Origin of the sequence: Thioclava sp. NG1 (assembly GCF_003122275.1) — a bacterium.
Lineage (GTDB): Bacteria > Pseudomonadota > Alphaproteobacteria > Rhodobacterales > Rhodobacteraceae > Thioclava > Thioclava nitratireducens.
The window spans coordinates 294,648-318,556 of record NZ_QFBB01000005.1 but is presented as its reverse complement, the minus strand read 5'-3'; the positions used below and the strand labels follow the sequence as shown (position 1 = coordinate 318,556).

Sequence of the window (23,909 nt, the reverse complement as noted above, 5' to 3'; positions counted from 1 at the left end):
TTGGTTGTCTCCCCGAACCGCGACGCGAGATGTCGCAAAAGTTTTTTTAGCGAGGAGACCCCGATGACCCGCAAGTTCAACATCATCCTTTCGACGACCGCTCTTGCCGCTACGCTCTCGCTCGGCGCCGTTGCCACCTACGCAAATGGCGTGACCCAGGGCAGCAACGCGGAGAACGGCCAGTACGGTCTCGTCGACTACAAGATGCAGGTCGTTCCGAACGATCAGACCTCCACGGGCAACCCGCCCGCCGTGAACGTCACCACGGGCAGCGACGTCAACAACACCGCCGGTGTCGCCGGCAAGAAGGTCGGCGCCGCGACGACCGAACAGACCTCGAACGGTGGTGAATCGATCCCGGCGCAGAACCAGCTGAAAAAGGACGCCGGCATCGTCGGTAACGAGGTTCAGGCAGGCGTTGACGACGCCGTCGTATCCTCGGACGGTGCTGCGGTCGGTACGATCACGAAGGTCATGAACATGGGCAAGACCGACCAGGTCTATGTCCGCACCGATGACACGCTCGACACGGCTGTCTCGATGTTCAAGATCACCGTTCCGGCGTCGGAAGTCGGCTCGGGCAAACTGACCCTCAACGCGAGCCTGTCGGATATCCTGACGGAGCTCGAAAAGCAGCAAGATCAGAAGTCGTAATCTAACGACCGGACCAAGAAGACCCTTTTCGGCGCGCACGGTTCCTCCCCCTCCGTGCGCGCCGTTTTTGCGTGTCTTACCCTCTCCGCGCCGTGTTCCCCCTTTCCCCTTCGTATCGGTTCAAATATCCCGGAGTTGCGGGGGCAGGCCCCTGCGGCGCTGAGCGCGACAGGTCTGAAGGGCGGGGCATTCCCGCGAGGCGACAGGAGACTTCCATGATCCCGGTGCAGGGCTTTGACGGACAGAAGGTGGCGGTGCTCGGGCTCGGGCGTTCGGGTCTGGCGACGGCGGCGGCGCTGCGCGCAGGCGGGGCCGAGCCGATCTGCTGGGATGACAGCCCCGAAGGCCGCGCGCGCGCCGAGGATGCAGGCTATAGCTGCCGCGACCTTACCCGCCACGGCGCTTTCGAGGGTGTCGCGGCGCTGATCGTCTCGCCAGGCATCCCGCATCTCTATCCCAAGCCGAACCAAGTGATCTCTGCGGCGATGGAGGCGGGCGTGCCCGTCGACAACGATATCGGCCTGTTCTTCGCCTCATGGGCCACCGACGATTTCATGCGCTACGATCAGGCACCGCGCACGATCTGCGTCACCGGCTCGAACGGGAAATCCACGACGACGGCGCTGATCCACCACATTCTGGAAGAGGCCGGGCGCCCGACTCAGATGGCGGGCAATATCGGGCGCGGCGTGCTCGATCTGGAACCGGCCGAAAATGGCGAGGTCGTGGTGCTGGAGCTGTCCTCCTATCAGACAGATCTGGCGCGGGCTCTGACGCCCGACATCGCGGTCTTTACCAATCTCTCTCCCGACCACCTCGACCGCCACGCCGGCATGGGCGGCTATTTCGCGGCCAAGCGTCGTCTTTTCGCCGAAGGCGGCCCGGATCGCGCGGTGATCGGCGTAGACGAGCCCGAAGGCATCTATCTTGCCAATCAGATCATGATGGGCCGCAACGATGACCGCCTGATCCGGGTCTCCGCGTCGCGCAAGCTGGGCGACTGGGGCTGGTCGGTCTTCGCCCGCAAGGGGTTCCTCAGCGAATGGCGCAAGGGCAAGCAGGTAGCATCGATCGATCTGCGCCAGGTGACCGGGCTGCCCGGCGCGCATAACCACCAGAACGCCTGCGCCGCCTATGCCGCCGTGCGCGCGCTCGGGATTTCGCCGCGCGTCATCGAAGAGGCGTTTCATTCCTTCGCCGGACTGCCGCATCGCAGCCAGACCGTCGCCGAAAAGGGCGGCGTGCGCTGGGTCAATGACTCCAAGGCCACCAATACCGACAGCGCTGCGAAAGCGTTGCAGGCCTTCCGGAATATCCGCTGGATTGCGGGTGGTCTGGGCAAGGAGGGCGGGGTGGCCTCGCTGTCCGAGCATCTCGGTGCGGTGAAGAAAGCTTATTTCATCGGCCACTCCGCGCGCGATTTCGCGCTGGAACTGGCGGTCGAGCATGAGATTTGCGAGACGATGGAAGCCGCCGTCGCCGCCTGCGCCCGCGATGCCGAGGCGGGCGACACGGTCCTGCTGGCGCCCGCCGCGGCGAGCTTCGACCAATATCCGAATTTCGAGAAACGCGGCGATCATTTCGCGCAGCTCGTGGACGCATTGCCCGGCTGAGGCCGACCTTCGCAGAGCGGACCGTCCGCCCATCTCGCGACGCCGGGTGTCCCGCTTCGGGGCAGCCGTCGATTTTGGCGCTTTTGTCACCGCATCGGCCCGCGGGCCGTAGCTCGAACGGCGCATTAGCCTGAACGGCCTCGTTCCGTGGCACGCGCCAAACCTCCGCAACAAGACGGGAATCGCGCCCGACCGACGAATCGCGGCTTGGGCGTTGCCGCGCATTCGCGGGGGCCATCGGCGTGTCCGGGGTCCAGATTTCGGCACCGCTGCCAAAAAATACAACTTTGAGTTGTTATATTGCGACGCCGCGCCGATGCCTCCGCGTCGAAACCCTCGCAATCTGAATCTTGGCTGCCCGGCTCAACAGGGGACACGGGGCCAGATTTAAACGCCGGGGTGGGCCGGCATCTCAAAAACGGAGAAAGACCATGAAACTGTTCAAACTCGCTTCGCTGCGCCGTCTGAAGAATGACGAAGAGGGCGTCACCGTCGTCGAATACGGGATCGCGCTGGCGATCGCTGTGGGCATCGGTTCGGCGATCTACACGACACTCGGCACAGGCGTTTACAAGAAAATGGCCGGCGCTGCCACGATTATGGGAGAAGAGCCCGCGGCGAAAGGCACCAACTAAATCAAAAATTGACCGCGGGCTTAAAAGAATGCCTGCGAATAAATTCGAATGGCTCAGGGCATAGCTGCGGCCCGACCAGCCCTGAGCCCTTTAACTCATTCGACGAAACGGAGAGCGCCATGCGTATCGCATCTTTGCTGACCTTCACCGCAGGACTCGCCGTGGCAGGTGGCTCGGCTTACCTGGCGCGCGATTTCTTCGAGGCGAAATACAAACGCGAAGTCGCCGCCGAGCGCGAAGGCCTCGTCGAGGTGCTCGCCGCCGCACAGAACATTCCTTTCGGTCAGACCATCGAGGCTCAGAAGCTGACCTCGATCTCCTGGCCGAAAGACGCGCTGCCGCCGGGTGTCTTCACGGATTACGCAGCCCTTCTGCCGAAATCGGGCGGAGAGCCGCGCCGGGCCCGCGCCGAGATCGCGCAGGGCGAATTGATCCTCGCCTCCAAGGTCTCGAATTACGGCGAAAAGGTTACAATCGTCCAGACCCTCGGCCCGAACAGCCGCGCCATGGCGATCGAGGTCAACGCCTCGAGCGGGGTGGGTGGTTTCGTGACACCGGGCGACCGCGTCGATGTGATGATGACGCGCGGCAGCAATGAGACGCTCAAGACCGTTACGATCTTGCAGGACGTCCGCGTCATCGGGGTCGATCAGGAAGCCGATGAGAAGGTGAAGACCCCCGGCGTGGCGCGTACAGTCACGGTCGAGGTTTCGCCCGAACAGGGCCAGCGCCTCGCACTCGCGCAGAAGGCGGGCACGCTGAGCCTGACGCTGCGCACGCTGGACGACGCCGAGAGCGATCCGCTGCCTTCGATCGGTCTCGCGGACATTCTCAGCGAGCGCCCGAAGAACAAGCTCGAACCGACGCGGATCCGCACCGTGATCGTCCGGCGCGGCACCGAAGTCACCGAAACCGCGATCAAGTGAGGCTCGGGGTCGATGGGGCGCATTCAGAACAGCATCCGGCGTTTCGCCAGAGAGGAAGACGGGACGATCCTCGTCTTCTTCGGGATGAGCCTCGTTGTGCTGCTGGGGCTCGTCGCGCTGTCCTTCGACCTGGGGCGGCTCGGCAGCACCCGCTCGGAGCTGCAATCCTTCGCGGACTCGGTGGCCTTGGCGGCGGCAGGCGAACTTGACGGCAACAATGACGCGATCACGCGGGCCGAAGCCGCGGCCCAACTCATCGTCGACAGCCAGAGCTTCGCAACTGGCTCGCGGGTGCTTGGGGCCGCGAATGACGTGACCCTGACCTATCTCAGCGCGCTCCCGGCAAACGACAATGACGCAACAGACGCGGTCACCACCGATCCGACAAAAGCCGCCTTCGTCCGAGTTGACGTCAACGAACGCGAAGTTCAGGGCGTCTTCGCCGCGGCCTTCACGACGATGGGCGGCTATGACGCTTTCGACGGCTCGGCCTCGGCGCAGGCGGTGGCGGGGCTCGAAATCCTGGCATGCGACGTCACACCCTTGATGTTCTGCGTCCCGCCCGGTTTCGACGCGGAGAAAGACATCGGACAGATGATCCTGCTGCGCTCTGGCGGGGGCGGCGACGCGGCCTGGGGGCCCGGTGATTTCGGGTTTCTCGATCCGAAACGCGCCAAGGTCGACGAGGACGGGCCCTGCGCGAATAAATCCGGAGCCCAGCTCGACGCCTGCCTGCTCGGTGCGGTCAGCAAGATCACCCAATGCTTCAACCAGCGCGGCGTCGACCTCGAGCCGGGCCAGAAGGAAGGGCGCAACGCGGCGATCTTCAATGTGCGCTTCGACATGTACCAGTCGATCATGAACGGCCTCAGCAAGGATCCCAATTACGCGCCCGCACCCAATGTCATCAAGGGGATCGTCGCCGCCAACCCGAGCGGGAAGGAAAACGCCAGCAAGAACGCCTGCATCAAGGAGAACGAGGAGGTCTCGCCCGATACGGTCGGTCTGCCGCGTGACGATTGCTTCATGCCGGGCGCGGCTGAGCCATGCGGTCGCTTCGGCGATGGCGACTGGTCGCAGGGTCGCATCACCTACATGCAGAAGAATTACGGCATCGACATCACGGCAGAGGGTGCGACGGATCCCTTTGCCGACGCTGTGACCCGTTACGATCTCTACCTTGCCGAGATCGCGGCGGCGAATGGCGGCGATATACTGTCGAACCGGGCCGAGACGGGCCTGCCGAGCTGCGCGCCGGCGGCCGCCCCTAACGCCGATCGCCGCGTGCTGATCGTCGCGGGGATCGATTGCAGCGCCGAGACGGGCACCGTGATCAAGGGTGCGGCCTCGAACGTGCCGGTCAAGGAATTCGTCAAGGTCTTCCTGACCGAGCCGGTGGGCGAGGACGGATCGAGCCCGCCGACGATGGATATCTGGGGCGAGGTTATCGGCTCTGCCAGCAATGGCGATCAAGAGGAACTGGGCACGGGCGGCATGGTCCGCGACGTTGTCCAGCTTTACCGGTGAGCGCGATGCGGTGGTTTCGTGCATATCGCCTCCGCAGCCCGCGCCGGATCTGGCGCGATGATGAGGGTGCGCAGCTGGTGGAATTTGCGCTGGTGCTGCCGCTGATGCTGATCCTGTTTGCCGCGATCATAGAGAGCGGGCGGATGTTCCTCGCCTACCAGACGGTGATCGGCGGGGTGCGCGATGCGAGCCGCTACCTCGCCCGCATCACTCCGCGCAGCATCTGCGAAACCGGTGGCAGCGTCGACGGTCAGGCGGCGACGCTCGCGAATATCGTCGGCAACGCGATCACCGGCGGCAGCGTTCTGGGTGGCGGCGTGACAGTCACCAGCGTCGAACCGAGCCTCGACTGCATCGCAGGAAGCTATCGCTTCGGCGATGCGCCAATCGTCGAAGTTGCGGCGAATGTCACGATCACTTTCCCCTTCGCCGGTCTCTTCACCCTCGTGACGCCCTCCACGCTCGGCACCGTGACCACGGTCGTCGCCGACCAGAACCGGGTCTTCGGCTCATGAGCGCGCGTTTCGCATATCGGGCACATGGCTTCCGCCGCTTCCTGCGTGACGAAGAGGGCGCGACCCTTGTCGAGTTCACGCTGGTCTTCGGCCTCTACCTGCTGGTGTTCTTCGGGCTGCTGGATTTCGGTCGTCTGGCCTATCACTACGTGAACATGCAGCGCGGGCTGCAGGTTGCGGCGCGGCTCGCCGCGGTGCGCCCGCCGGCCTGCGCCGGTGTGCCCGAGACGAATACGCGCGGCGTGACGCCGAAGGACCAGGCGGAGCCGCAATTCGGCACCAATTGCAGCGCCGAGAGCTGGGTCTGCTCCGCACCTGCGACGGTAAGCTGCTCGGGCGCGATGACGAATCCGACCGTGGCCGAGATCTGGCCGATCGTGGCCCCGGCGCTGCCCAATGGCTCGAGCGCGGCGAACCTGTCCTTCAGCTATTCCTACGATCCCGAACTCGGGTTCCTCGGCGGGCCCTATGTGCCGATGGTCACGGTCGAATTGCAGAATGTGAACTTCGAATTCGCGACGCCGCTGGGCGCGCTGGTGGGGCTCGTGACGGGCACCGCCGATGAAAATCTTGATGCAGATATCGCCTTCCCGAGCATGAGTACGTCGATGCCGGGCGAGGATCTCGCGCAGGGCGCGGGTAGCTAAAGCAAGGGGAGAGATGAAATGACTCGTAGAACCAATCCGATGGTCCTGGTGCCCGAGCCGAGCGCTCGCGACCTTGCCGCACCCGCCAAGCGCCGGCTAAGCTTTTCTGCCGAGACCGGGCGTATGGCGCAGACGGAGGCGCCTGACGATGAAGGCCAGGTGATCGCGGTTGCGCGCAGCCGTGGTGGCATCGGGGCGACGATGCTGGCGGTGAACCTCGCGCATCAGCTCTCGGCGCAGGGCGCCAAGAAAGGGCAGGCGCCACGCCGCGTCGGCTTGATTGACCTCGACCTGCAATTCGGCATGGTCGCGGGGTTCCTGGACCTCGAGCCGAGCCCGGCGCTCTACGACATGGCGCGTAGCGGCGCGATGCCCGATGAGACCTTCCTCGACCAGTCGCTCCAATATTCGAAAGACGGGTTGGAAGTGCTCTGCGCTCCTGCCGCCTTTGCGCCGCTCGGCGCGCTCGGGGCCGATCAGGTGACCGAGCTGATCACGCTGATGCAGGCGCGCTGCGATTACGTCATCGTCGATCTGCCGCATGCGCTGATCGACTGGGTCTCGCCGGTGCTGGCGCGCGCCTCCTTGCTGTATCTGGTGACCGATCTCGCGGTGCCGTCGCTGCAGCAGGCACGCCGCCTGATCGACGCCTATCGCGAGGAAAACCTCGCGCTGGAGATCGAGGTGGTCGTGAACCATCAAAGCCGTCCGCTGATGCGCTCACGGCTGCAGCAGGAAGCGGCGAAGGCGCTTGATCGCGACCTCAGCCACTGGCTTCCCGACGACCCGCGCGCCGCACGGGAGGCCGCCGATCGCGGAGTGCCGCTGGCGCGGATCGGACGGCGCTCCGCCTTGTCGAAAGCGATCGCCGGTCTTGCGAAAGGGCGGCTCGCACAGAGCGCGGCCCGGTCGAACTGAGGGGGAACACGAGATGTTTCGCAATTTCACGGATCGCGGGTCCAAACGTACCGAGACCGAGAAGGTGATCCCGCTCGGCAAGCCCTTCGCGGGAAGTCCGCCGAAAGAGGCGCGCGAGATGGTCGCGCAAAAGAACCCGCCGAAACCGGCGGCGCCTTCGATCGACGAAGAAAGCCAGCGCCGCGCGCTGGAGTTGAAAAGCCGGTTGCACGATGCGCTTCTTGATCGGCTGAACCTGTCGATGCTCGACAAGGTCGTGCCTGAGGAACTCCGCCGCGAAGTGGCCGCACTGGTCAGCGAAGAACTGCGCGACGCGAAAACCCCGCTGCGCGCGGAGGAGTTCAAGACGCTGGTCGACGAGCTTCTCAACGAGGTGCTGGGCCTTGGCCCGCTCGAGCCGTTGCTGGCCGATCCCTCGATCAACGATATTCTCGTCAACGGCTGCAACCGCGTCTTCGTCGAACGTCACGGCGTGCTGGAGCGCACCGCGGTGCGCTTTCGCGACGAGCGTCATCTGCTCCGGATCATCGACAAGATCGTCTCGCGGGTGGGCCGCCGGATCGACGAGAGCAACCCTTGGGTCGATGCGCGGCTCGATGACGGCAGCCGCGTGAACGCGATCATCCGGCCTTGCGCGATCGACGGGCCGAGCCTCTCGATCCGCAAGTTCTCGCGCCAGCCCTATACGCTGGAGCGGCTCGTCGAGACCGGGATGATGACCGGGGCGGCGGCGCGGTTCCTGCAGGGGCTGGTCCATGCCCGCAAGAACATCCTGATTTCCGGCGGCACCGGCTCGGGCAAGACGACGCTGCTGAACGCGATCTCTGCCGCCATCGACCCGCGCACGCGGATCGTGACGATCGAGGATGCAGCGGAACTGCAGCTGCAGCAGGAGCACGTCGTGCGGCTGGAAACCCGGGCGCCAAATCCGAACGGGCAGGGCGCGGTGCTCCAGCGCGATCTGGTGAAGAATGCGCTCCGGATGCGGCCCGACCGGATCATCGTGGGCGAGGTGCGCGGCTCGGAAGCCTTCGACATGTTGCAGGCGATGAACACCGGCCATGACGGCTCGATGACCACCGTCCACGCCAATTCCGCCCGTGATGCCCTGGGGCGGATCGAGCAGATGGTGACCATGATCGGCCTCGACATGCCGCTGACCGCGATCCGTTCGCAGATCGCCTCCGGACTCGACATCGTGGTGCAGATTGCGCGCCTCTCCGACGGCCGCCGCCGGGTACTGTCGATCTCGGAAATCACCGGGCAGGAGGGCAATATCGTGATGATACAGGACATCTTCACGTTCCGGAAGACCGGCACCACCGCAGATGGCGCGATCGAGGGCGAGTTCACCGCCACCGGCCTGCGCCCGCGCTGCCTCGAAGACCTGATCGCAGCGGGCGTCGCGGTCGATCCGACTGATTTCAAGATGCGGGGGCACTGAGCCATGTGGGAGATAATCGAAAAAGACCTTGCCGCCTATGTCGCCTATAGCGGCATCGCGCTTGGCGTGCTGCTGGCGCTGACCGGGGGGCTGCATCTGCTCAACCGGACGGAGACCAGCGGCGAGGCCAAGAGCCGCCGGATGAAGATGATCGCGAAGGGCCGCGACACCGAGGAGGTGCTTGCGCTGCTCAAGCCCGATCCGCGCAAGGGATGGATCGCGCGGCTCCCCAAGAGCTTCGACCTGCCGCGCCTGCTGCATCGTGCGGGCTTCCGGATCGGGCCGGACAAATTCCTGCTGCTCTGCGCCGCGCTTACGATCGGGAGTTTCGTACTCGCGCTTGCGCCGCTCGGCCCGTTGCGGGCGGCCCCGGCGGCACTGGTCATCGGGCTGGTTCTGCCTTTTCTGGTCCTGCGCTCGCGGGCGACGCAGCGGATGAAGGTGCTGACCGGCCAACTTCCCGACGCGCTCGACATGCTGGCGCGCGGTCTGAAGATCGGCCATCCGCTGAACATGTCGATCGGCGCCGTGGCCGAGGAAATGCCGGACCCGATCGGCACCGAGTTCGGCATCATCTTCGATCAGGTCACCTACGGTGAAGATCTTCCTGACGCGGTGCTGGAATTCGCCGAGAGGGTGGGGCTGGAAGACGCCGATTATCTCGCGGCCAGCATCGGCATCCAGCATGGCACGGGCGGCGATCTCGCCCGCGTCCTCGAAGTGCTGGCGGCGACGACGCGGGGCCGGATCTCGATGCGGCGCAAGATCCGCGCGATCTCGGCGGAGGGACGCGCCTCGGCGTGGTTCCTGACCGCTCTGCCCTTCATCATGTTCGGCTTCACCTCGCTGATTTCGCCCAATTACTATGGCGAGGTCGCCGATCAGCCGATGTTCCGCACGATGGCGATCATCGTCATCACGCTGATTGTCCTGAATGCCGTGGTGCTGCGCCGCTTGGTGCAGTTCCGGATCTGAGCCGGGGAGAGAGACCATGTTGATGACACGGATCGAGGATTTTGCGCTTCGGATGGGCATCGCGCCCGAGACGCTTCTGGCCGCCGGAATCGGCTTCGGCCTGCTGCTGCTGATCGTCGGCCTTCAGGCCGCCTTCCAGCGCGACCGCGCCGCCGAGCGCATTGCGGCCATTGGCGGGCCGAAAACGGGGGGACGTGCCGAGCATGGCTATCTCAAGGCGCCGGAAGCCCGTCCGGGTCAGATCCTGAAGGCCTTCGTGCCCGCAGACCGCCAGACCCGCTCCAAGCTCGAACGCAAACTCGCGCAGGCCGGGCTGTCCGGGGCGAGCGCCTTGCGCCGCTTCACAATGATCCGGATCGCGCTGGGGATCGGTCTGCCGGGGATTTTCATGGGGCTCCTGATCGCCGCGCGTAGCCCCGACATCGCGCTGCCGCTGGGGCTGGATGCCCGCCTCGGCAGCCTGAGCGGTATCGCGACCTACCAGATACTCACCGGCCTTGTCGCTGGCGGTTACCTGCTGCCGCTGATGTGGCTCAACGGCCGGATGCGTGAGCGGCGGTTGCGCATCGAGGAAAGCTTTCCGAACGCGCTCGACCTGATGCAGGTCGCCATCGAGAGCGGCATGGGGTTCGATGCGGCGATGACTCGCGTCGGCAACGAACTGGCCGAGACCTCGCCGGAGATCTCCTTCGAGTTCCTCTCGGTGCAGCGACAGGTCCAGGCCGGTCGCGAGCGCGAGGCGGCCCTGCGGGACATGGCCGACCGCACCGGGGTCGAGACCGTGCGCGCTTTCGCCAATGTCGCGAGCCAGTCGCTGCGCTTCGGGGCGTCCATGGCACAGGCCCTGACAACCTATGCCGCCGATCTGCGTGGCATCCGCGAGATGCGCGCGCAGGAAAAGGCCAATCGCCTGCCGGTGCAGATGTCCGGGGTTCTCGCTTCGCTGATGCTGCCGGCGCTGATCCTGATCGCGGTCGGCCCCGTGGTGATTCGATATTTTATGAACTACGCCCAGTAAATCGAATCGTTTCCAAATCGGCGCTTTTCCCAAGGCATTGTTTACGGGCAATTTTTACGGACGAAATTTCGACCTAAATGCCGAAATTGCAACCTATGGGTGTATCGGTTGCCTGTGGATACATTCCTGGGTTCTGTGGATATAGTCCAAATGGCTAGCTTAGGAATTAAACCATTTAGGAGTTACGCTTAGAGATGGCCCACGCGCTGTCACGCTAAGAAAAGGGGCCACATATAATAGTTTCTGGGGATGGTGGGGACCATGCGAGACTATGGAACAGCCGGGGCACCGCCCGGGCAGGAGCGCGCTATCGAAGCGGGCATGATTGGGGCCGTTGCACAGTGGTGTGAGTGTCTGCACGGGACGAACCCGCTCCGCATGGCATTGAGATATCTGACCGACAGTATCGGGGCCGAGGCCATCATATTGGCGCGCTATCCGCGAGATGCGGGCGCACCGGCGCGGGCGCTGGTTCACGACAGGGCGAGATCGGGTTGCCGGATCCCCTTGGAGCAAAGCTTCGCGGGCGATCTGCTGGGCGATTACCTGGACAAGGCGAAGAAGGGCTCGACCTGGTATCGCTCGATGCAGGACGAGGACGTGCCGCCTGCGGTCGCCTCGGCGCTCGCCCGTCGCAACCTGATCGAGATGGTGGTCATCCCGCTCGAGATCAGCGATCGCTGGGTCGATACGCTGGAGCTGCATTTCACCGAGAAGTTGCGCCAGTATCAGCAGGCTGTGCTGACGACGCTCGGCGATACGCTTAGCCGCACCTGGCACAACCGCGCGCGAGGCATGTTCACCGAGAGCTTGCTGAAATCGGCCGCCAAGCAGGCCGCGCCGCTCATCGGCTCGCCGATTCTGAGCGCGGATAACCCGGCGCGCCTGAGCCGTTCGGAATATCGCGTCTGCCTGCTGCTGCGCCATGGCCAGTCGCCCGATCAGATGCTTGCGGAGCTGGGGATCAAGGAATCCACCCTGCGCACCCATCTAAGCAATCTCTATTCCAAGACCGGCGCGCGCAACCTGGCGGAATTGACCTTCCAGCTTGTCTCCGGACTGCCGTTCGAACTCGGCGGCGCGAAATCCGGACGGGTCGCATGACTGCGCAACTCCTGCCGCTGGCGGCGCTGGCCCCGGTGTTGATCTGGGTCGCGCTCAGCGATCTGCGCGAGATGCGCATCCCGAACAGGATCGTGCTGATTACGCTGGGCTTCTTTGCGCTCTGCGCGCCGTTCCTGGCTCTGCACGAACTGAGCCTGCGGCTGGCCGCGGCAGCGATCACTTTCGCGGTTGGCTACGTCTTCTTCGTGCTGCGCGCCTTCGGAGGCGGGGACGTGAAATTCCTCGCGGCCCTGATGCTGTTCGTGCCCTCTGCGGCGATGGGGGAGTTTTTGATCGCCTTTTCCGTCGCGCTTTTCGCAGGCTCGGCGCTGACGATGGGGCTGCAAAGCGCGCCAGTTGCGGCGCGCCTCGGGCCTCGCTTGGGTTGGAAGAGCTGTTACGCACGGGGAAAGCTCCCGATGGGCGTCTCGATCGCGCTTGCCGGTCTGGCTTTGCCTTATCTGGTCGGCGGGTAGGCCCCGCCAAGGGAGGACCTATGTCACGCAAGATTTGGACCGACACGTTGGGGGCGTTCGCCCTCGTGCTCTGCGTCGCAGGTGGCGCGGTGCAGGCAGAGGAGACGCAGCCCGATACGACGGCGCGTGCTCATGATTTGATCTGGGGGACACCGAAGGTTCCCGCCGATCCCGAGACGGGGCTCGCGATGCTGGAACGCGCGGCGTCGGAGGGTAATGCCCAGGCCGCGCGGATGGCCGGAGAGTTGCTCCTCTGGGGTGGTCCGGTCCCGACGGATCGCGCCCGCGCGACGGAGCTCCTGTCGCAAGCCGCGGATGCCGGCGATGCTGGCGCCGCGCGCGTGCTGGGCGAGCAATTGCTGGGCGGCTGGGTGCTGCCGCGCGACACCGACCGTGGCCGGGCCCTTCTCGAGGCGCAGGTGAAATCGGGAAACCGGGATGCGGCGATCAAGCTGGGCGAAGCCTATCTCTATGGCATCGGCGTGCCCCGGAACCGCGAAAAGGCGCGCGACCTGTTCGAGACTGCGGCGGAGGCGGGCGACGCGACCGGCTTGTGGAAATTTGGCGAGGAGATGATGTGGTCGCAGCGCGATCCGGCCGCGGCTGAGACGATGTTGCAGCGCGCAGGGGCCGCGGGCATCGGCAGCGCTTATGCGACGCTGGCCGAGGGCGCGATGTATGGCTATCTCGGCAGCGGCAAGGTCTCGCGGGCCAAGTTCGACGGCTACGCCAAGGCCGCCCGTGCGGCCGGAAACGAGCGGATCGAAGTGCTCGACGCCACACGCCGCATCTGGGGCATCTCGATGCGCGGTGATGGCAAAATGGCGGTGGCGCAACTGCGTGAGGCCGCCGAAGCAGGCAACCGCACGGCGGCGCGCTATCTCGTCGGTCTCTTGCGCGATGGCAACGCCTACAACGTGCGGCGCGATCCCAAGGGGGCGTCGACGTTCCTAGAAGCGCATGCCGATCTGTTCACGCCGGAAGAGCGGGCGAATTACGAGATGACCATCCGCGCAGCGATGCATCGGCACGACGCAGATTTCGCGCCGCTCGCCGGAGAGATCGCGCCGGCCATGGCCAAGATGTCCGCCGCAGAGGCACGCGACCTTTTCAAGGCCAATCCGAGGCTCGCGGTCTATCTGATCCAGAAACATCTCGCCAAGCAGGGGCTGTACCGTGGCCCGCTCGACGGCTTCGCCGGGCGCGGAACGCTGCGCGCGATGGAGCGCGCCTGCGGCAAGATGCCGGGCGATATGGCCTGCCGTGACGGGGTTCTCGCGCCCGAGATCGTGGGGGCGATGCTGCGCGACGGGTGGGGCGCCTAAGTGACGTCGAAGGTTCTGGTCACCGGGGGCGCGGGCTTCATCGGGTCGCATTGCTGCAAGGCGCTCGCCGAGGCGGGGCACACCCCTGTGGTCTTTGACAATCTGTCGCGCGGCCATGCCGATGCGGTGCGCTGGGGGCCTCTGGTCGAGGGCGATCTGCGCGACCGGCATCTGGTCGAGGCAGCGCTCGAGGACCACCGGATCGACGCCGTGATCCATTTCGCGGCGCTGGCCTATGTCGGTGAGAGCGTGGCCGAGCCCACCCGATATTACGACGTCAATCTGGGTGGGATGACCGCCCTTCTGGGCGCGATGCAGGCGGTGGGGCTCGACAAGATCGTCTTCTCGTCGAGCTGCGCCACCTATGGCACGCCCGAGACGCTGCCGATTTCCGAGGACACGCCGCAAAACCCGATCAACCCCTATGGCCGCAGCAAGCTGATCTGCGAATGGATGCTGGAGGATGCCGCCGCCGCGACCGGGTTGCGGTTCGCGGCCCTGCGCTACTTCAACGCGAGCGGCGCCGATCCGAGCGGCGAGATCGGCGAGCGCCACGACCCGGAAACCCATCTGATCCCGCTGGTGCTGCGTGCGGCCTCGGGGCAGGGCCCGGCGGTGAAGGTCTTCGGCACGGATTATCCGACGCCCGACGGCACCTGCATCCGCGACTATATCCATGTCGACGATCTGGCCCGCGCGCATCTTCTGGCGCTCGATCACCTGGAGGGCGGCGGAGATAGCTTGAAACTGAACCTAGGGACCGGACGGGGCGCGTCGATCCGCGAGGTGATCGCCTCGGTCGAGCGGGTGACGGGGCGCAAGGTGCCCTTCGAGGACGCTCTGCGCCGCCCCGGCGATCCGGCGGAACTGGTGGCCGATCCGTCGCGGGCGCGCGACGCTCTGGGCTTTACCGCGCGCTACCGTGAACTTGACGAGATCGTGTCCCATGCCGCCCCGTGGTTCGGTCTCTGACCTCGGGTTCGCCCATCGCCGGGGTTGAGCCTGCCGCCCAGCCATCTATCTTGCGGCTCAACGCAACTCAGGAGGCTCTCATGGCAAGCGACGCAATCGATCCGCAACTTCTCGACCGGCTGGCCGAGGTTGCCGTGCAGGTGGGGCTGAACCTGCAAGACGGTCAGGATCTGGTGTTGACCGCGCCCGTCGAAGCGCTGCCGCTGGTGCGCCGGATCGCCGCCGAAGCCTATCGCGCGGGCGCTGGCACGTTCACCCCGATCCTCAGCGATGGCGAGATCACCTTGGCCCGGTTCGAGAACGCCAAGGATGCCAGCTTCGACCGTGCGCCCGATTGGCTCTATCAGGGCATGGCGAAAGCTTACGAAGGCGGCGCGGCCCGCATGGCGATCGTCGGCGAAGACCCGATGCTGCTGTCGGAACAGGACCCGGAAAAAGTCTCGCGCGCGGGCAAGGCCAACTCCATCGCCTACAAGCCGGCGCTGGAGAAAATCTCGAATTTCGAGATCAACTGGTCGATCGTGAGCTACCCGACCGTGGCCTGGGCCAAGCGCGTCTTCCCCGACCTGCCCGAAGAGGAGGCCGTGGGCAAACTGGCCGACGCGATCTTCGCGGCCTCGCGCGCCGACCAGCCCGATCCCGTCGCCGCTTGGGAGGCGCATAACGCCGCCCTGCGCAAGCGCCGCGACTGGCTGAACGAGCAGCGCTTCTCGGCGCTGCACTTCACCGGTGGTGGCACCGATCTGACCGTGGGTCTCGCCGACGATCACGAATGGAGCGGTGGTGCGTCGGAGGCCAATAACGGCGTCGTCTGCAACCCGAACATCCCGACCGAAGAGGTCTTCACCACGCCCCATGCCGAGCGCGTCGACGGGATTGTTCGCGCGACCAAACCGCTGTCGCATCAAGGCAGCCTGATCGAGAATATCGAGATGCGTTTCGAGGGCGGCAAAGTGGTCGAGGCGAAGGCCAGCCGCGGCGAGGCGGTGCTGCAAAAGCTGATCGACACCGACGAGGGCGCGCGCCGTCTGGGCGAGGTCGCGCTGGTGCCGCATGGCTCGCCGATCTCGGCCTCGGGGCTGTTGTTCTTCAACACGCTCTATGACGAGAACGCGGCCTGCCATATCGCGATGGGGCAGTGCTATTCGAAATGTTTCATCAACGGCGGCGAGCTGAGCGAGGACGAGGTCGCGGCGAAGGGCGGCAACAGCTCGATGATCCATGTCGACTGGATGATCGGCGGTCCCGAGACCGATATCGACGGCATCAAGCCCGACGGCACCCGCGTCCCGGTCTTCCGCAAGGGCGAATGGGCCTGATCGCCCGCGGAACCTGACAAAGTATAGCGCCCGACACGCCGATTGGTGTGTCGGGCGCTTATTTTTTGTGCGGATGCAGGGAATTTCGCCCCGTTCTGCGCAGTTCGAAACGGCCGGGGTAGCAGGGCACCGCGCTACGCGGGTGCCGCTTGACGAAAACGGAAACTAGGCGAAATCTGAAAGCAAGGGTCGGGCTTGGCTGACCCTCTTGGGCAACCCGCGCATCTTGCGCCGTGTGAAGGGCCGCCCGGCCGACGCGGATTTTCGATCCTCCTCCCCGAAAACGCGTTCAGGCCGGGCGGTGCCCAGCCTGAGCGGAAAGAGCCCGAATTCCCGTATTGCTCACTGACCGGTATCGAGGCTCTTGGTAATGAGCGCCTCGCGGTTCTGCGCGAGCGAGGGATGCAGCAATGCGTTCTCGATCGCCGCGACTTGCGTGAAGCCGATATCTTCGAGCGACTTGCCTTTTGCGAATTTCGCGGCGCGCGTCTGATCGAGCATGCTGAGATGCGGATTGGCGGGCATGAAATAGGCCGGGTCGGGGCCGCTCGAGCTCTGCGGTTTGGGAGCTTGCGGACCGAGGCCGCCGGGCGGTTGCGACGCGGCGCCCGCTTGCGCAATGCCGGTGCCGAGGCCAAGAGCGACTGCCAGGCTGCAACCAAGCGCGGAAGCGGTAAGTCGAATGGTCATAAGCAGGTTCCTCATTTCTTCTTCAGCGCCATGCGGATCAGCGTCTCTTTCGCGGTGCGATCGACATTCTGAACCAGCGCGTCCTTGATCTGCACGATCTGGCGGTCGGTGAGGTTGGACAGGTCGACATTTCCGACCAGAGCGTGAACGCGCTGAATCTCAATCGGATTGAGCGGCTGCTGCTGCGCGGCGGCCAGCGACGGCATCGCGGCGCAGGCGAGGGCTGCGATCAGGGCAATAGCTTTCATCGTGAGTCTCCTCAGGCTGCTCTTCCCGACGGAAGATGCAGTTGCGCGGGCGCGTGGCAAGCTCGGGCGCGCGCAAGTTTCGGTGAATGCGGCTTGCCCCAAGCGTCAAGATGGGGATTCACATCGGAAATTCATCATGATACCGTGACACTCAATAAGCAGGGGGCAGACATAAGTCCTCGCAAAAATACGGGCAGGATCAGAGCAATGAAGGCGGGCTATCAGGGCACCTTCGTCATTTCATGGGCGCAGACAGAGGTCGACGGCACGCCGGTGCCGCCGCTGGATGTCGTGACCGTTGGCGCGTGCTGGCGCTGGACGGGGCAGGCGATCTGCGTCGACGGGCCAAACGATCGGCTCATCCTGCATAATGCGCGCGGCGAGGCGGAGCGGCGCACGAAAGCCGCCCGCGCGGTGCGCCGCCTTTTGGGCGAGGCGGTGGGAAGCCCCCGCACGCTCGACGAGCCCGATGAGATCGAGACGCCCAATCAAAGCTTTACCGTGACTGATGGCTATCACGCCTATGTCGTCACCCTGATCGAACTGCCCGAAAGCGGCACCCGCATCTTGATGTTCGCCGGTCGGATGCCGCCGGTGGACAGCGATCTGTGGGTGGTTGATCGCGCCCTCGATCTGCGACCGAAAGCGGCGCGGCAGGGACCTGCGGGCGTCATCTGTTTCACGCCCGGCACGCTGATCGAAACCGACCGGGGCCGCCGCCCGGTCGAAGCTTTGCGCGAGGGCGACCGCGTGATGACCCGCGATGACGGGGCGCAGCCGATCTGCTGGATCGGGAAGCGCGACATCTCCGGCGCGCGGCTCCATGCGATGCCGCATCTGCGCCCGGTGCGCATCTCGGCCGGAGCGTTCGGCATCGCGCGGCCCGACCGCGATCTGATCGTGTCGCCGCAGCACCGGATGCTGGTGCGGGGCCGCGCCGCACAGGCGCTGTTCGCCGAGGACGAGGTTCTGGTGCGCGCATGCGATCTGGTGAATGGCCACGAGATCCGCTTCGAGGGCATGGTAAAAGGCCTGAGCTACATCCACCTGATGTTCGAGCGCCATCAGGTGCTGACCGCGAACGGGCTCGAGACGGAGAGTTTCCACCCCGCCTCGACCCGGCTCGAGATGATCGCTCGCGACCAGCGCGCCGGACTCGAGGCGCTCCTGCCCGAGGTCGAGGAAAATCCGCTTAGCTACGGCGCCTTCGCCCGTCGCGCGCTCAAGCCCTCCGAGGCCGCGATCCTGCGCCATGATCTGGCCGCGTGAACGGGCAAATCCGCGCGAGATCGCTGCAAGCTTGGGCTGTGCGTCAGATGCACGGCTTCGTGCGCATTTTGCGCCTTTTCTCCGCCCGAACGCCGCCTTAGCTTCGGGACAAAGGAGAATTCAATGACCAGACCCGTCGTCGGCATCATCGGCAATAGAGGCCTAGTAGGTGACCGCTACCCCGTCCATGAAGGCGGGCAGCTCAACTCGGAAGCGGTGAGCAAGGTCTCCGATTGCATCCCGCTGCTGATCCCCGCCGATCCCGAATATGTGTCCGTTCAGGAGTTGATGGAGGTCTGCGACGGCTTCCTGCTGACCGGCGGGCGGCCGAACGTCCATCCGCATGAATATGGCGAAGAGCCGACCGAAAAGCACGGCACCTTCGACCGTGCCCGCGACGCGATCACCCTGCCGCTGGTGCGGGCCTGCGTTGAAAACGGGCAGCCCTTCCTTGGCATCTGTCGGGGGTTTCAGGAGGTAAACGTCGCGATGGGCGGCACGCTCCACCCCGAGATCCGCGAGCTTCCCGGGCGATTGAACCACCGGATGCCCCCCGAGGGGACGCTCGAGGAAGGGTTCTCGAACCGTCACATGGTCACGCTTACACCCGGCGGCAGGTTTGCGCGTCTCTTCGGCGCGGATGAGGTCGAGACCAACACGCTGCACGGGCAGGGCGTTTGCACCGCTGGTACGCGGATCGTGATCGAGGGGCGCGCCCCCGATGGTACTCCCGAAGCGATCTATGTTAAGGACGCCCCCGGGTTTACCCTATCGGTGCAATGGCATCCCGAATGGCGTGCGGCGGAAGATCCGGTCTCGCGGCCTCTGTTCGAGGCATTCGGCGATGCGGTACGCGCTTGGGCGCGCGGCGAACGGCCCGCCGCCTGCGTTGCCTGAGCCGCGAAGACAAAACGGAGAGACAGATGAAACGCTCGCGCGTGAACGAAATCATGGCCGCGGCCGAGGATATGATCCAGGAATTCGGCTTCCGCCTGCCGCCCTTCGCGTGGTGGAGCCCGGCCGAGTTCAAGGCGCGCCTTCCGCAGGCGCAGCGCATCGTGGAAGCCGCGATGGGCTGGGACATCACCGACTACGGTCAGGGCGATTTCGACAAGCTGGGCCTGTTCCTCTTCACCCTGCGCAACGGCGATCTGCGCGATCTTCAGGCGGGCCATGGCATGGCCTATGCCGAAAAGCTGCTGATCTCACGCAAGGACCAGATCAGCCCGATGCATACCCATATCATCAAGGCCGAGGACATCATCAACCGTGGCGGTGCGAACCTCGCGATCGAGCTCTACGGCTCTGATGTAGATGGCAAATTTGACGACACTGCGGGCGGGCAGGTGATGTGCGACGGTGTCCCGCGCCGCTACGAGCCCGGCGAGGTTCTGATCCTGCGTCCGGGCGAGAGCGTGACCCTGCGCCCCGGCGACTGGCATGCCTTCTGGGGTGAGGGCGGCGACGTTCTGATCGGCGAGGTCTCGACCGTCAATGACGACAACACCGACAACATTTTCCGCGAAGATATCGGGCGGTTCTCCGAGATCGAGGAAGACGAAGCTCCCCGCCACCTGCTGGTCAGCGACTACGACAAGTTCCTGACTTCATAAGTATTTACTGGCTTCTTTGCGGGCGAAGGGCTTCAGCCTTTCGCCGTGCTCGGCCAGCCAGGCCTGTGCCCGCGCCGGGTCTTTCTTGCTCAGCTCGCGTAGCCACCATGCGATGGCCTTCTGGATGAACCAATCGCGATCCTCTGCCAGTTGCGCGGCCCAGCCCAGAACTTCGTCGCGGACCGCCTCGTCCTCGGGCCTGGGATTGCGTTGCTTGGTCCAGGGCAGGGTGAAGACGAAGGCCGCGCGCCGCGTCCACATGTGATCCGAGCGCACCCAATCCGCCACTTCGTCAAGCCGCGCGGGCTCGGCCTGAAGCCGTTTCGAGCCCGCCTTGGCCGCGTGATCGGCAATCGCCCAAGCGTCGAATTGCGGCACCCAGCTTGCGATCAAGTCCCATGCGGCGTCGTCAGGGCGCAGCCGCGCTTGCGTCAGCAGCTTGGCCGCCGCGATCCGCGCCTCGTGAATGTCGCTGTCCCAAAGTCCGCGGGCGAGTTCGACCCGCCCCGGCACGTCGAGCTGGCCACGCCATAGTGCGACCATGTCCTCGATCGCGGGCACGGCCACGCCCAAATAGCGCCGCTCCGCCTTGTGATAGGCGGCCATTTCGGCGGCTTTCTCGGCATCCGCCCAGCTTTCCAGCGCGAAAAGCGCATCTTCCAGCGTGGGCGGCGGGCCGAGCGGCTCGTCGGCGTCTTCTTCCTCGGCGAAGCTCTCATATTCCGCATCTGAGGCCGCGTAGGCTTCGGCCTCGGCGCGCAGCTTTGCGTCCTCCGCCGGGTCGAGCGGAGCGTAATCCGCCGCGCTCGGCCGCGCGACGCGCTTCTTGCCCCTCTTGCGGCTCATTCGACCGTCACCGACTTGGCGAGGTTGCGCGGCTGATCGACGTCGGTGCCTTTCGCGACCGCCGTGTGATAGGCGAGCAGCTGCGCCGGGACCGCGTAAAGGATCGGCGCGAAAGGTTCAGCGATATCAGGAAGTTGCAGCGTGCCCCAAGTCCCGTCCTGCGCCGCGCTGATGCCTTTGCTGTCGGAGATCAACAGCACCATCCCGTGGCGCGCCATCACCTCCTGCATGTTCGACACGGTCTTGTCGAAGAGCTTGTCATGTGGCGCCATCACGATCACCGGCACGGTGCGGTCGATCAGCGCGATCGGCCCGTGCTTCAGCTCGCCCGAGGCATAGCCTTCGGCATGGATGTAGCTGATTTCCTTGAGTTTCAGCGCGCCTTCCAGCGCCAGCGGATACATTGCGCCGCGTCCGAGGAAGAGAATGTCCTGCGCCTCTGCGAGTTGCTCGGCCAGATGCGAGATCGGTTCGGAAATCGCCAGCGCCTGATTGAGCAGGCCTGGCAGGGCGCGTAGCGTCTCGGCATGGGCGGCAAGCATTGCCGCGTCCGTTTCGCCGCGGTCGCGACCCGCCTTCAGCGCCATGACTGCGAGAACCAGAAGCTGCGCGGTGAAGGCCTTGGTCGAGGCCACGCCGACCTCAACGCCGGCGAAGATCGGCAACATGATGTCGGCTTCGCGCGCGATGGAAGAAGTGGGGACGTTCACGACGGCCACGGTCTTCGCGACGCGCTCGGAGCAATAGCGCAGCGCGGCCAACGTATCGGCTGTCTCCCCGGACTGGCTGACGAAGATGGCGAGGCTGCGCTTCGACAAGGGCGGTTCGCGGTAGCGGAATTCCGAGGCCACGTCGATTTCGACCGGGATACGCGCGAATTCCTCGAACCAGTATTTCGCCACCGCACAGGCGTAATGCGCCGTGCCGCAGGCGATCAGGACAATCCGGTCGATGTTGGAAAAGTCCAAGTCATCCGGCAGGTTCAGCCCGGTTTCGGGCAGATAATGTCGCAAAGCGTCAGCAAGCACGACGGGCTGCTCGGCGATTTCCTTCGCCATGAAATGCTTGTAGCCACCCTTCTCGACCTGCGCCTGGCCTAGGTCGATGCGGCTCTCGTCGCGGTTCGCGCGGCGGCCCTCGGCGTCGAAAATCTCGGCACCCGCGCGGGTGACGAAGGCGTAATCGCCCTCTTCGAGATAGGTGATCCGGTCGGTCATCGGCGCGAGCGCAATCGCGTCCGAGCCCACGAACATCTCGCCGTCGCCATGCCCGATCGCGAGCGGAGAGCCCTTGCGCGCCGCGATCAACAGATCGTCCTCGCCGTCGAACAGCCACAGCAGGGCGAATGCCCCTTCGAGCTTGCCAAGCGTCGCGACTGCCGCCTCGCGCGCGTCCATGCCGCGATCCATGAACATCCGCGTCAGAAGCGCGACGGTTTCGGTATCCGTCTGCGTCTCCGGGGTAATCCCGGCCTCGGCCAGCTCGGCCCGCAACTCGCGGAAATTCTCGATAATGCCGTTATGCACGACCGCGACGGGCCCCGAGCGATGCGGATGCGCATTGCCCTGGGTCGCAGCGCCATGGGTCGCCCAGCGGGTATGGCCGATGCCCGACTTGCCCGGAAGCGGCTCATGCACCAGCAGATCGGACAGGTTCCACAGCTTGCCCACCGCCCGGCGGCGGTCCAGCTTGCCCTCGTTCACCGTCGCGATCCCGGCACTGTCATAGCCGCGATATTCCAACCGCTTGAGGCTCTCAACGAGCCAGGGGGAAACCTCGTGCTTCCCGAGAACGCCAATAATTCCGCACATTTATCAATCTTTCTTCATGCGCCGCGCTTTCTCCGCGCGCAGCTTCGCAAAGAGTTTCGTGGCGAGGCCCGGGCGGTTTACCTGCTCGGAGCGCTCGATCGCGATCGCCTCGGCCGGGACGTCCTTCGAGATTACCGATCCCGAGCCCGTCAGCGCGCCGTCGCCCACCGTCACCGGGGCCACCAACATCGTGTCGGAGCCGATGAAGGCGTTCGCGCCGATAGTCGTGCGATGCTTCATCACCCCGTCGTAATTGCAGGTCACCGTGCCCGCGCCGATATTCGTATGTTCACCGATATCGGCATCGCCCAGATAGGTCAGATGGCCGACTTTCACACCTTCGGCGAGGATCGCGTTCTTCACCTCGACGAAGTTCCCGATGTGCACGTCCTCGGCGAGCTCCGCGCCGGGGCGCAGGCGGGCGAAGGGACCGACGGTGGCGCCACGCGAGATGTGGCAGCCTTCGAGATGGCAGAAGGCCTCGATCACCGCGCCGGATTCGATGGTGACATCGGGGCCGAACACGACATTCGGTCCCAGCACGACATCGCGGCTGATATAGGTGTCGAGCGCGAACCAGACGCTGGCGGGCTCCACCATGGTCACGCCGTTTTCCATCGCCTCGGCGCGCATCCGTTCCTGGAAGAGGGCCTCGGCGCGGGCGAGTTCGGCGCGGGTGTTGATGCCCAGCGTCTCGGCTTCATCACAGGTCACGACCTTGGCCGAGAGACCTTTCTTGCGTGCGGCTTCGACGATGTCGGTGAGGTAGTATTCCCCCGAAGCGTTCTCGTTCGACAGCCCCGCGACGAGCTCGGTCAGAAGCACCGCGTCACAGGCGATAACGCCAGAGTTGCAGAGGGATATGGCGCGTTCTTCATCCGTGGCATCCTTGAATTCCACGATCCGGTCCAGCGTGTCGCCTTGCGCCACCAAGCGCCCGTATCGGCCCGGATCGGCGGCCTCGAAGCCCAGCACGGTCACCGCCGCCTCGGACGCCGCGAGCCGCTCCAGCGTCTCGGGGCGGATGAAGGGCGTGTCGCCGTAAAGCACGATTACGCGGCCGTCGAACCCGTCGAGCGCAGGCAGGGCCTGCGCCACTGCATGGCCGGTGCCGAGCTGCTCTTCCTGCAGCACGATCTGTGCCTCGGGATCAATCTTTGCGACGGCTTTCTTCACCTTCTCGGCACCGTGACCTGCGACGACGATCACGGTCTCGGGTTCGAGTGCCCGTCCGGCGGCCAGCGCATGGGCCACAAGCGGCGCGCGGCCCACCTGATGCAGCACCTTCGGCAGGTCGGAGTTCATTCGGGTGCCCTGGCCCGCCGCGAGGGTGATCAATGCAATCGCCATGAGATACCTTTTCT

Annotated in this window: 24 protein-coding genes; 19 read left to right on the top strand and 5 right to left on the bottom strand. The window is 65.0% G+C overall.

The genetic code is table 11. The features are described from left to right. Positions 1-63 precede the first annotated feature (63 nt). From DEM26_RS12140 to DEM26_RS12065, 16 genes are all read left to right on the top strand, one after another. Positions 64-654 carry a hypothetical protein gene (locus tag DEM26_RS12140; RefSeq protein ID WP_109172490.1) on the top strand — a complete coding sequence of 197 codons (591 nt, stop codon included), beginning with the start codon at positions 64-66 and terminating at the stop codon, positions 652-654. A 215-nt stretch (positions 655-869) separates the two neighbouring features. Beyond that, complete coding sequence (gene murD / locus DEM26_RS12135) at positions 870-2,267, top strand: UDP-N-acetylmuramoyl-L-alanine--D-glutamate ligase (protein ID WP_109172489.1); 1,398 nt, start codon at positions 870-872, stop codon at positions 2,265-2,267. A gap of 431 nt (positions 2,268-2,698) precedes the next feature. Further along, positions 2,699-2,902: a Flp family type IVb pilin gene (locus DEM26_RS12130; RefSeq protein ID WP_109172488.1), complete on the top strand. Its 204-nt coding sequence runs from the start codon at positions 2,699-2,701 to the stop codon at positions 2,900-2,902. Positions 2,903-3,021: 119 nt separating this feature from the next. Beyond that, positions 3,022-3,828, top strand: a complete 807-nt coding sequence (gene cpaB / locus DEM26_RS12125; protein WP_088725107.1) for a Flp pilus assembly protein CpaB — start codon at positions 3,022-3,024, stop codon at positions 3,826-3,828. A 12-nt stretch (positions 3,829-3,840) separates the two neighbouring features. Then, a complete protein-coding gene (locus DEM26_RS12120) occupies positions 3,841-5,355 on the top strand; it encodes a pilus assembly protein TadG-related protein (RefSeq protein ID WP_109172487.1) in 1,515 nt (504 codons plus the stop codon). A gap of 5 nt (positions 5,356-5,360) precedes the next feature. Further along, complete coding sequence (locus DEM26_RS12115; protein WP_075774440.1) at positions 5,361-5,870, top strand: TadE/TadG family type IV pilus assembly protein; 510 nt, start codon at positions 5,361-5,363, stop codon at positions 5,868-5,870. Then, the gene (locus DEM26_RS12110) at positions 5,867-6,517 is read left to right on the top strand and encodes a TadE/TadG family type IV pilus assembly protein (RefSeq protein WP_075774441.1); all 651 of its coding nucleotides are present in this window, start codon (positions 5,867-5,869) and stop codon (positions 6,515-6,517) included. The genes DEM26_RS12115 and DEM26_RS12110 overlap by 4 nt, the downstream gene beginning before the upstream one ends. A gap of 18 nt (positions 6,518-6,535) precedes the next feature. Next, the gene (locus tag DEM26_RS12105) at positions 6,536-7,435 is read left to right on the top strand and encodes an AAA family ATPase (protein WP_141104879.1); all 900 of its coding nucleotides are present in this window, start codon (positions 6,536-6,538) and stop codon (positions 7,433-7,435) included. A 13-nt stretch (positions 7,436-7,448) separates the two neighbouring features. After that, positions 7,449-8,879 carry a CpaF family protein gene (locus DEM26_RS12100; RefSeq protein ID WP_109172486.1) on the top strand — a complete coding sequence of 477 codons (1,431 nt, stop codon included), beginning with the start codon at positions 7,449-7,451 and terminating at the stop codon, positions 8,877-8,879. 3 nt (positions 8,880-8,882) lie between these two features. Continuing rightward, the gene (locus tag DEM26_RS12095) at positions 8,883-9,854 is read left to right on the top strand and encodes a type II secretion system F family protein (RefSeq protein ID WP_075774444.1); all 972 of its coding nucleotides are present in this window, start codon (positions 8,883-8,885) and stop codon (positions 9,852-9,854) included. A 16-nt stretch (positions 9,855-9,870) separates the two neighbouring features. Then, positions 9,871-10,872: a type II secretion system F family protein gene (locus tag DEM26_RS12090; protein WP_109172485.1), complete on the top strand. Its 1,002-nt coding sequence runs from the start codon at positions 9,871-9,873 to the stop codon at positions 10,870-10,872. Positions 10,873-11,250: 378 nt separating this feature from the next. After that, on the top strand, positions 11,251-11,976 hold the full coding sequence (locus DEM26_RS12085; RefSeq protein WP_157771571.1) for a helix-turn-helix transcriptional regulator: 726 nt from the start codon (positions 11,251-11,253) through the stop codon (positions 11,974-11,976). Continuing rightward, the gene (locus DEM26_RS12080; protein ID WP_075774447.1) at positions 11,973-12,452 is read left to right on the top strand and encodes an A24 family peptidase; all 480 of its coding nucleotides are present in this window, start codon (positions 11,973-11,975) and stop codon (positions 12,450-12,452) included. The genes DEM26_RS12085 and DEM26_RS12080 overlap by 4 nt, the downstream gene beginning before the upstream one ends. 20 nt (positions 12,453-12,472) lie before the next feature. After that, entirely contained in the window at positions 12,473-13,777 is a 1,305-nt protein-coding gene (locus DEM26_RS12075; protein WP_088721801.1) for an SEL1-like repeat protein, read from the top strand. Next, entirely contained in the window at positions 13,778-14,749 is a 972-nt protein-coding gene (gene galE / locus DEM26_RS12070; RefSeq protein WP_109172484.1) for a UDP-glucose 4-epimerase GalE, read from the top strand. A gap of 80 nt (positions 14,750-14,829) precedes the next feature. Next, complete coding sequence (locus DEM26_RS12065) at positions 14,830-16,068, top strand: aminopeptidase (RefSeq protein ID WP_088721799.1); 1,239 nt, start codon at positions 14,830-14,832, stop codon at positions 16,066-16,068. A gap of 342 nt (positions 16,069-16,410) precedes the next feature. On the opposite strand, the gene DEM26_RS12060 is transcribed toward DEM26_RS12065, so the two are convergent. Together DEM26_RS12060 and DEM26_RS12055 are read right to left on the bottom strand one after the other, a co-directional pair. Next, positions 16,411-16,758: a hypothetical protein gene (locus tag DEM26_RS12060; protein ID WP_075774451.1), complete on the bottom strand. Its 348-nt coding sequence runs from the start codon at positions 16,756-16,758 to the stop codon at positions 16,411-16,413. Between the two features lie 11 nt (positions 16,759-16,769). Continuing rightward, the gene (locus DEM26_RS12055) at positions 16,770-17,006 is read right to left on the bottom strand and encodes a hypothetical protein (protein ID WP_109172483.1); all 237 of its coding nucleotides are present in this window, start codon (positions 17,004-17,006) and stop codon (positions 16,770-16,772) included. Positions 17,007-17,213: 207 nt separating this feature from the next. Between DEM26_RS12055 and DEM26_RS12050 the strand changes: the two genes are divergently transcribed. The 3 genes from DEM26_RS12050 (at position 17,214) to DEM26_RS12040 (ending at position 19,888) form a co-directional block, all read left to right on the top strand. Further along, the gene (locus DEM26_RS12050; protein ID WP_109172482.1) at positions 17,214-18,275 is read left to right on the top strand and encodes a Hint domain-containing protein; all 1,062 of its coding nucleotides are present in this window, start codon (positions 17,214-17,216) and stop codon (positions 18,273-18,275) included. Positions 18,276-18,398: 123 nt separating this feature from the next. Beyond that, positions 18,399-19,172 (top strand): gamma-glutamyl-gamma-aminobutyrate hydrolase family protein, encoded by a 774-nt coding sequence (locus DEM26_RS12045; RefSeq protein WP_075774454.1) that lies wholly within the window; start codon positions 18,399-18,401, stop codon positions 19,170-19,172. 26 nt (positions 19,173-19,198) lie between these two features. Beyond that, on the top strand, positions 19,199-19,888 hold the full coding sequence (locus tag DEM26_RS12040; protein WP_088718918.1) for a D-lyxose/D-mannose family sugar isomerase: 690 nt from the start codon (positions 19,199-19,201) through the stop codon (positions 19,886-19,888). On the opposite strand, the gene DEM26_RS12035 is transcribed toward DEM26_RS12040, so the two are convergent. From DEM26_RS12035 to glmU, 3 genes are read right to left on the bottom strand one after another with little or no spacing between them, the layout of a single operon-like run. After that, positions 19,883-20,734 (bottom strand): DNA alkylation repair protein, encoded by an 852-nt coding sequence (locus DEM26_RS12035; RefSeq protein ID WP_109172481.1) that lies wholly within the window; start codon positions 20,732-20,734, stop codon positions 19,883-19,885. The genes DEM26_RS12040 and DEM26_RS12035 overlap by 6 nt on opposite strands. Beyond that, entirely contained in the window at positions 20,731-22,545 is a 1,815-nt protein-coding gene (gene glmS, locus DEM26_RS12030) for a glutamine--fructose-6-phosphate transaminase (isomerizing) (RefSeq protein ID WP_109172480.1), read from the bottom strand. Before glmS ends, DEM26_RS12035 begins: the two co-directional genes overlap by 4 nt. A 3-nt stretch (positions 22,546-22,548) precedes the next feature. After that, positions 22,549-23,895: a bifunctional UDP-N-acetylglucosamine diphosphorylase/glucosamine-1-phosphate N-acetyltransferase GlmU gene (gene glmU, locus DEM26_RS12025; RefSeq protein WP_075774457.1), complete on the bottom strand. Its 1,347-nt coding sequence runs from the start codon at positions 23,893-23,895 to the stop codon at positions 22,549-22,551. Between the last annotated feature and the right edge of the window lie 14 nt (positions 23,896-23,909).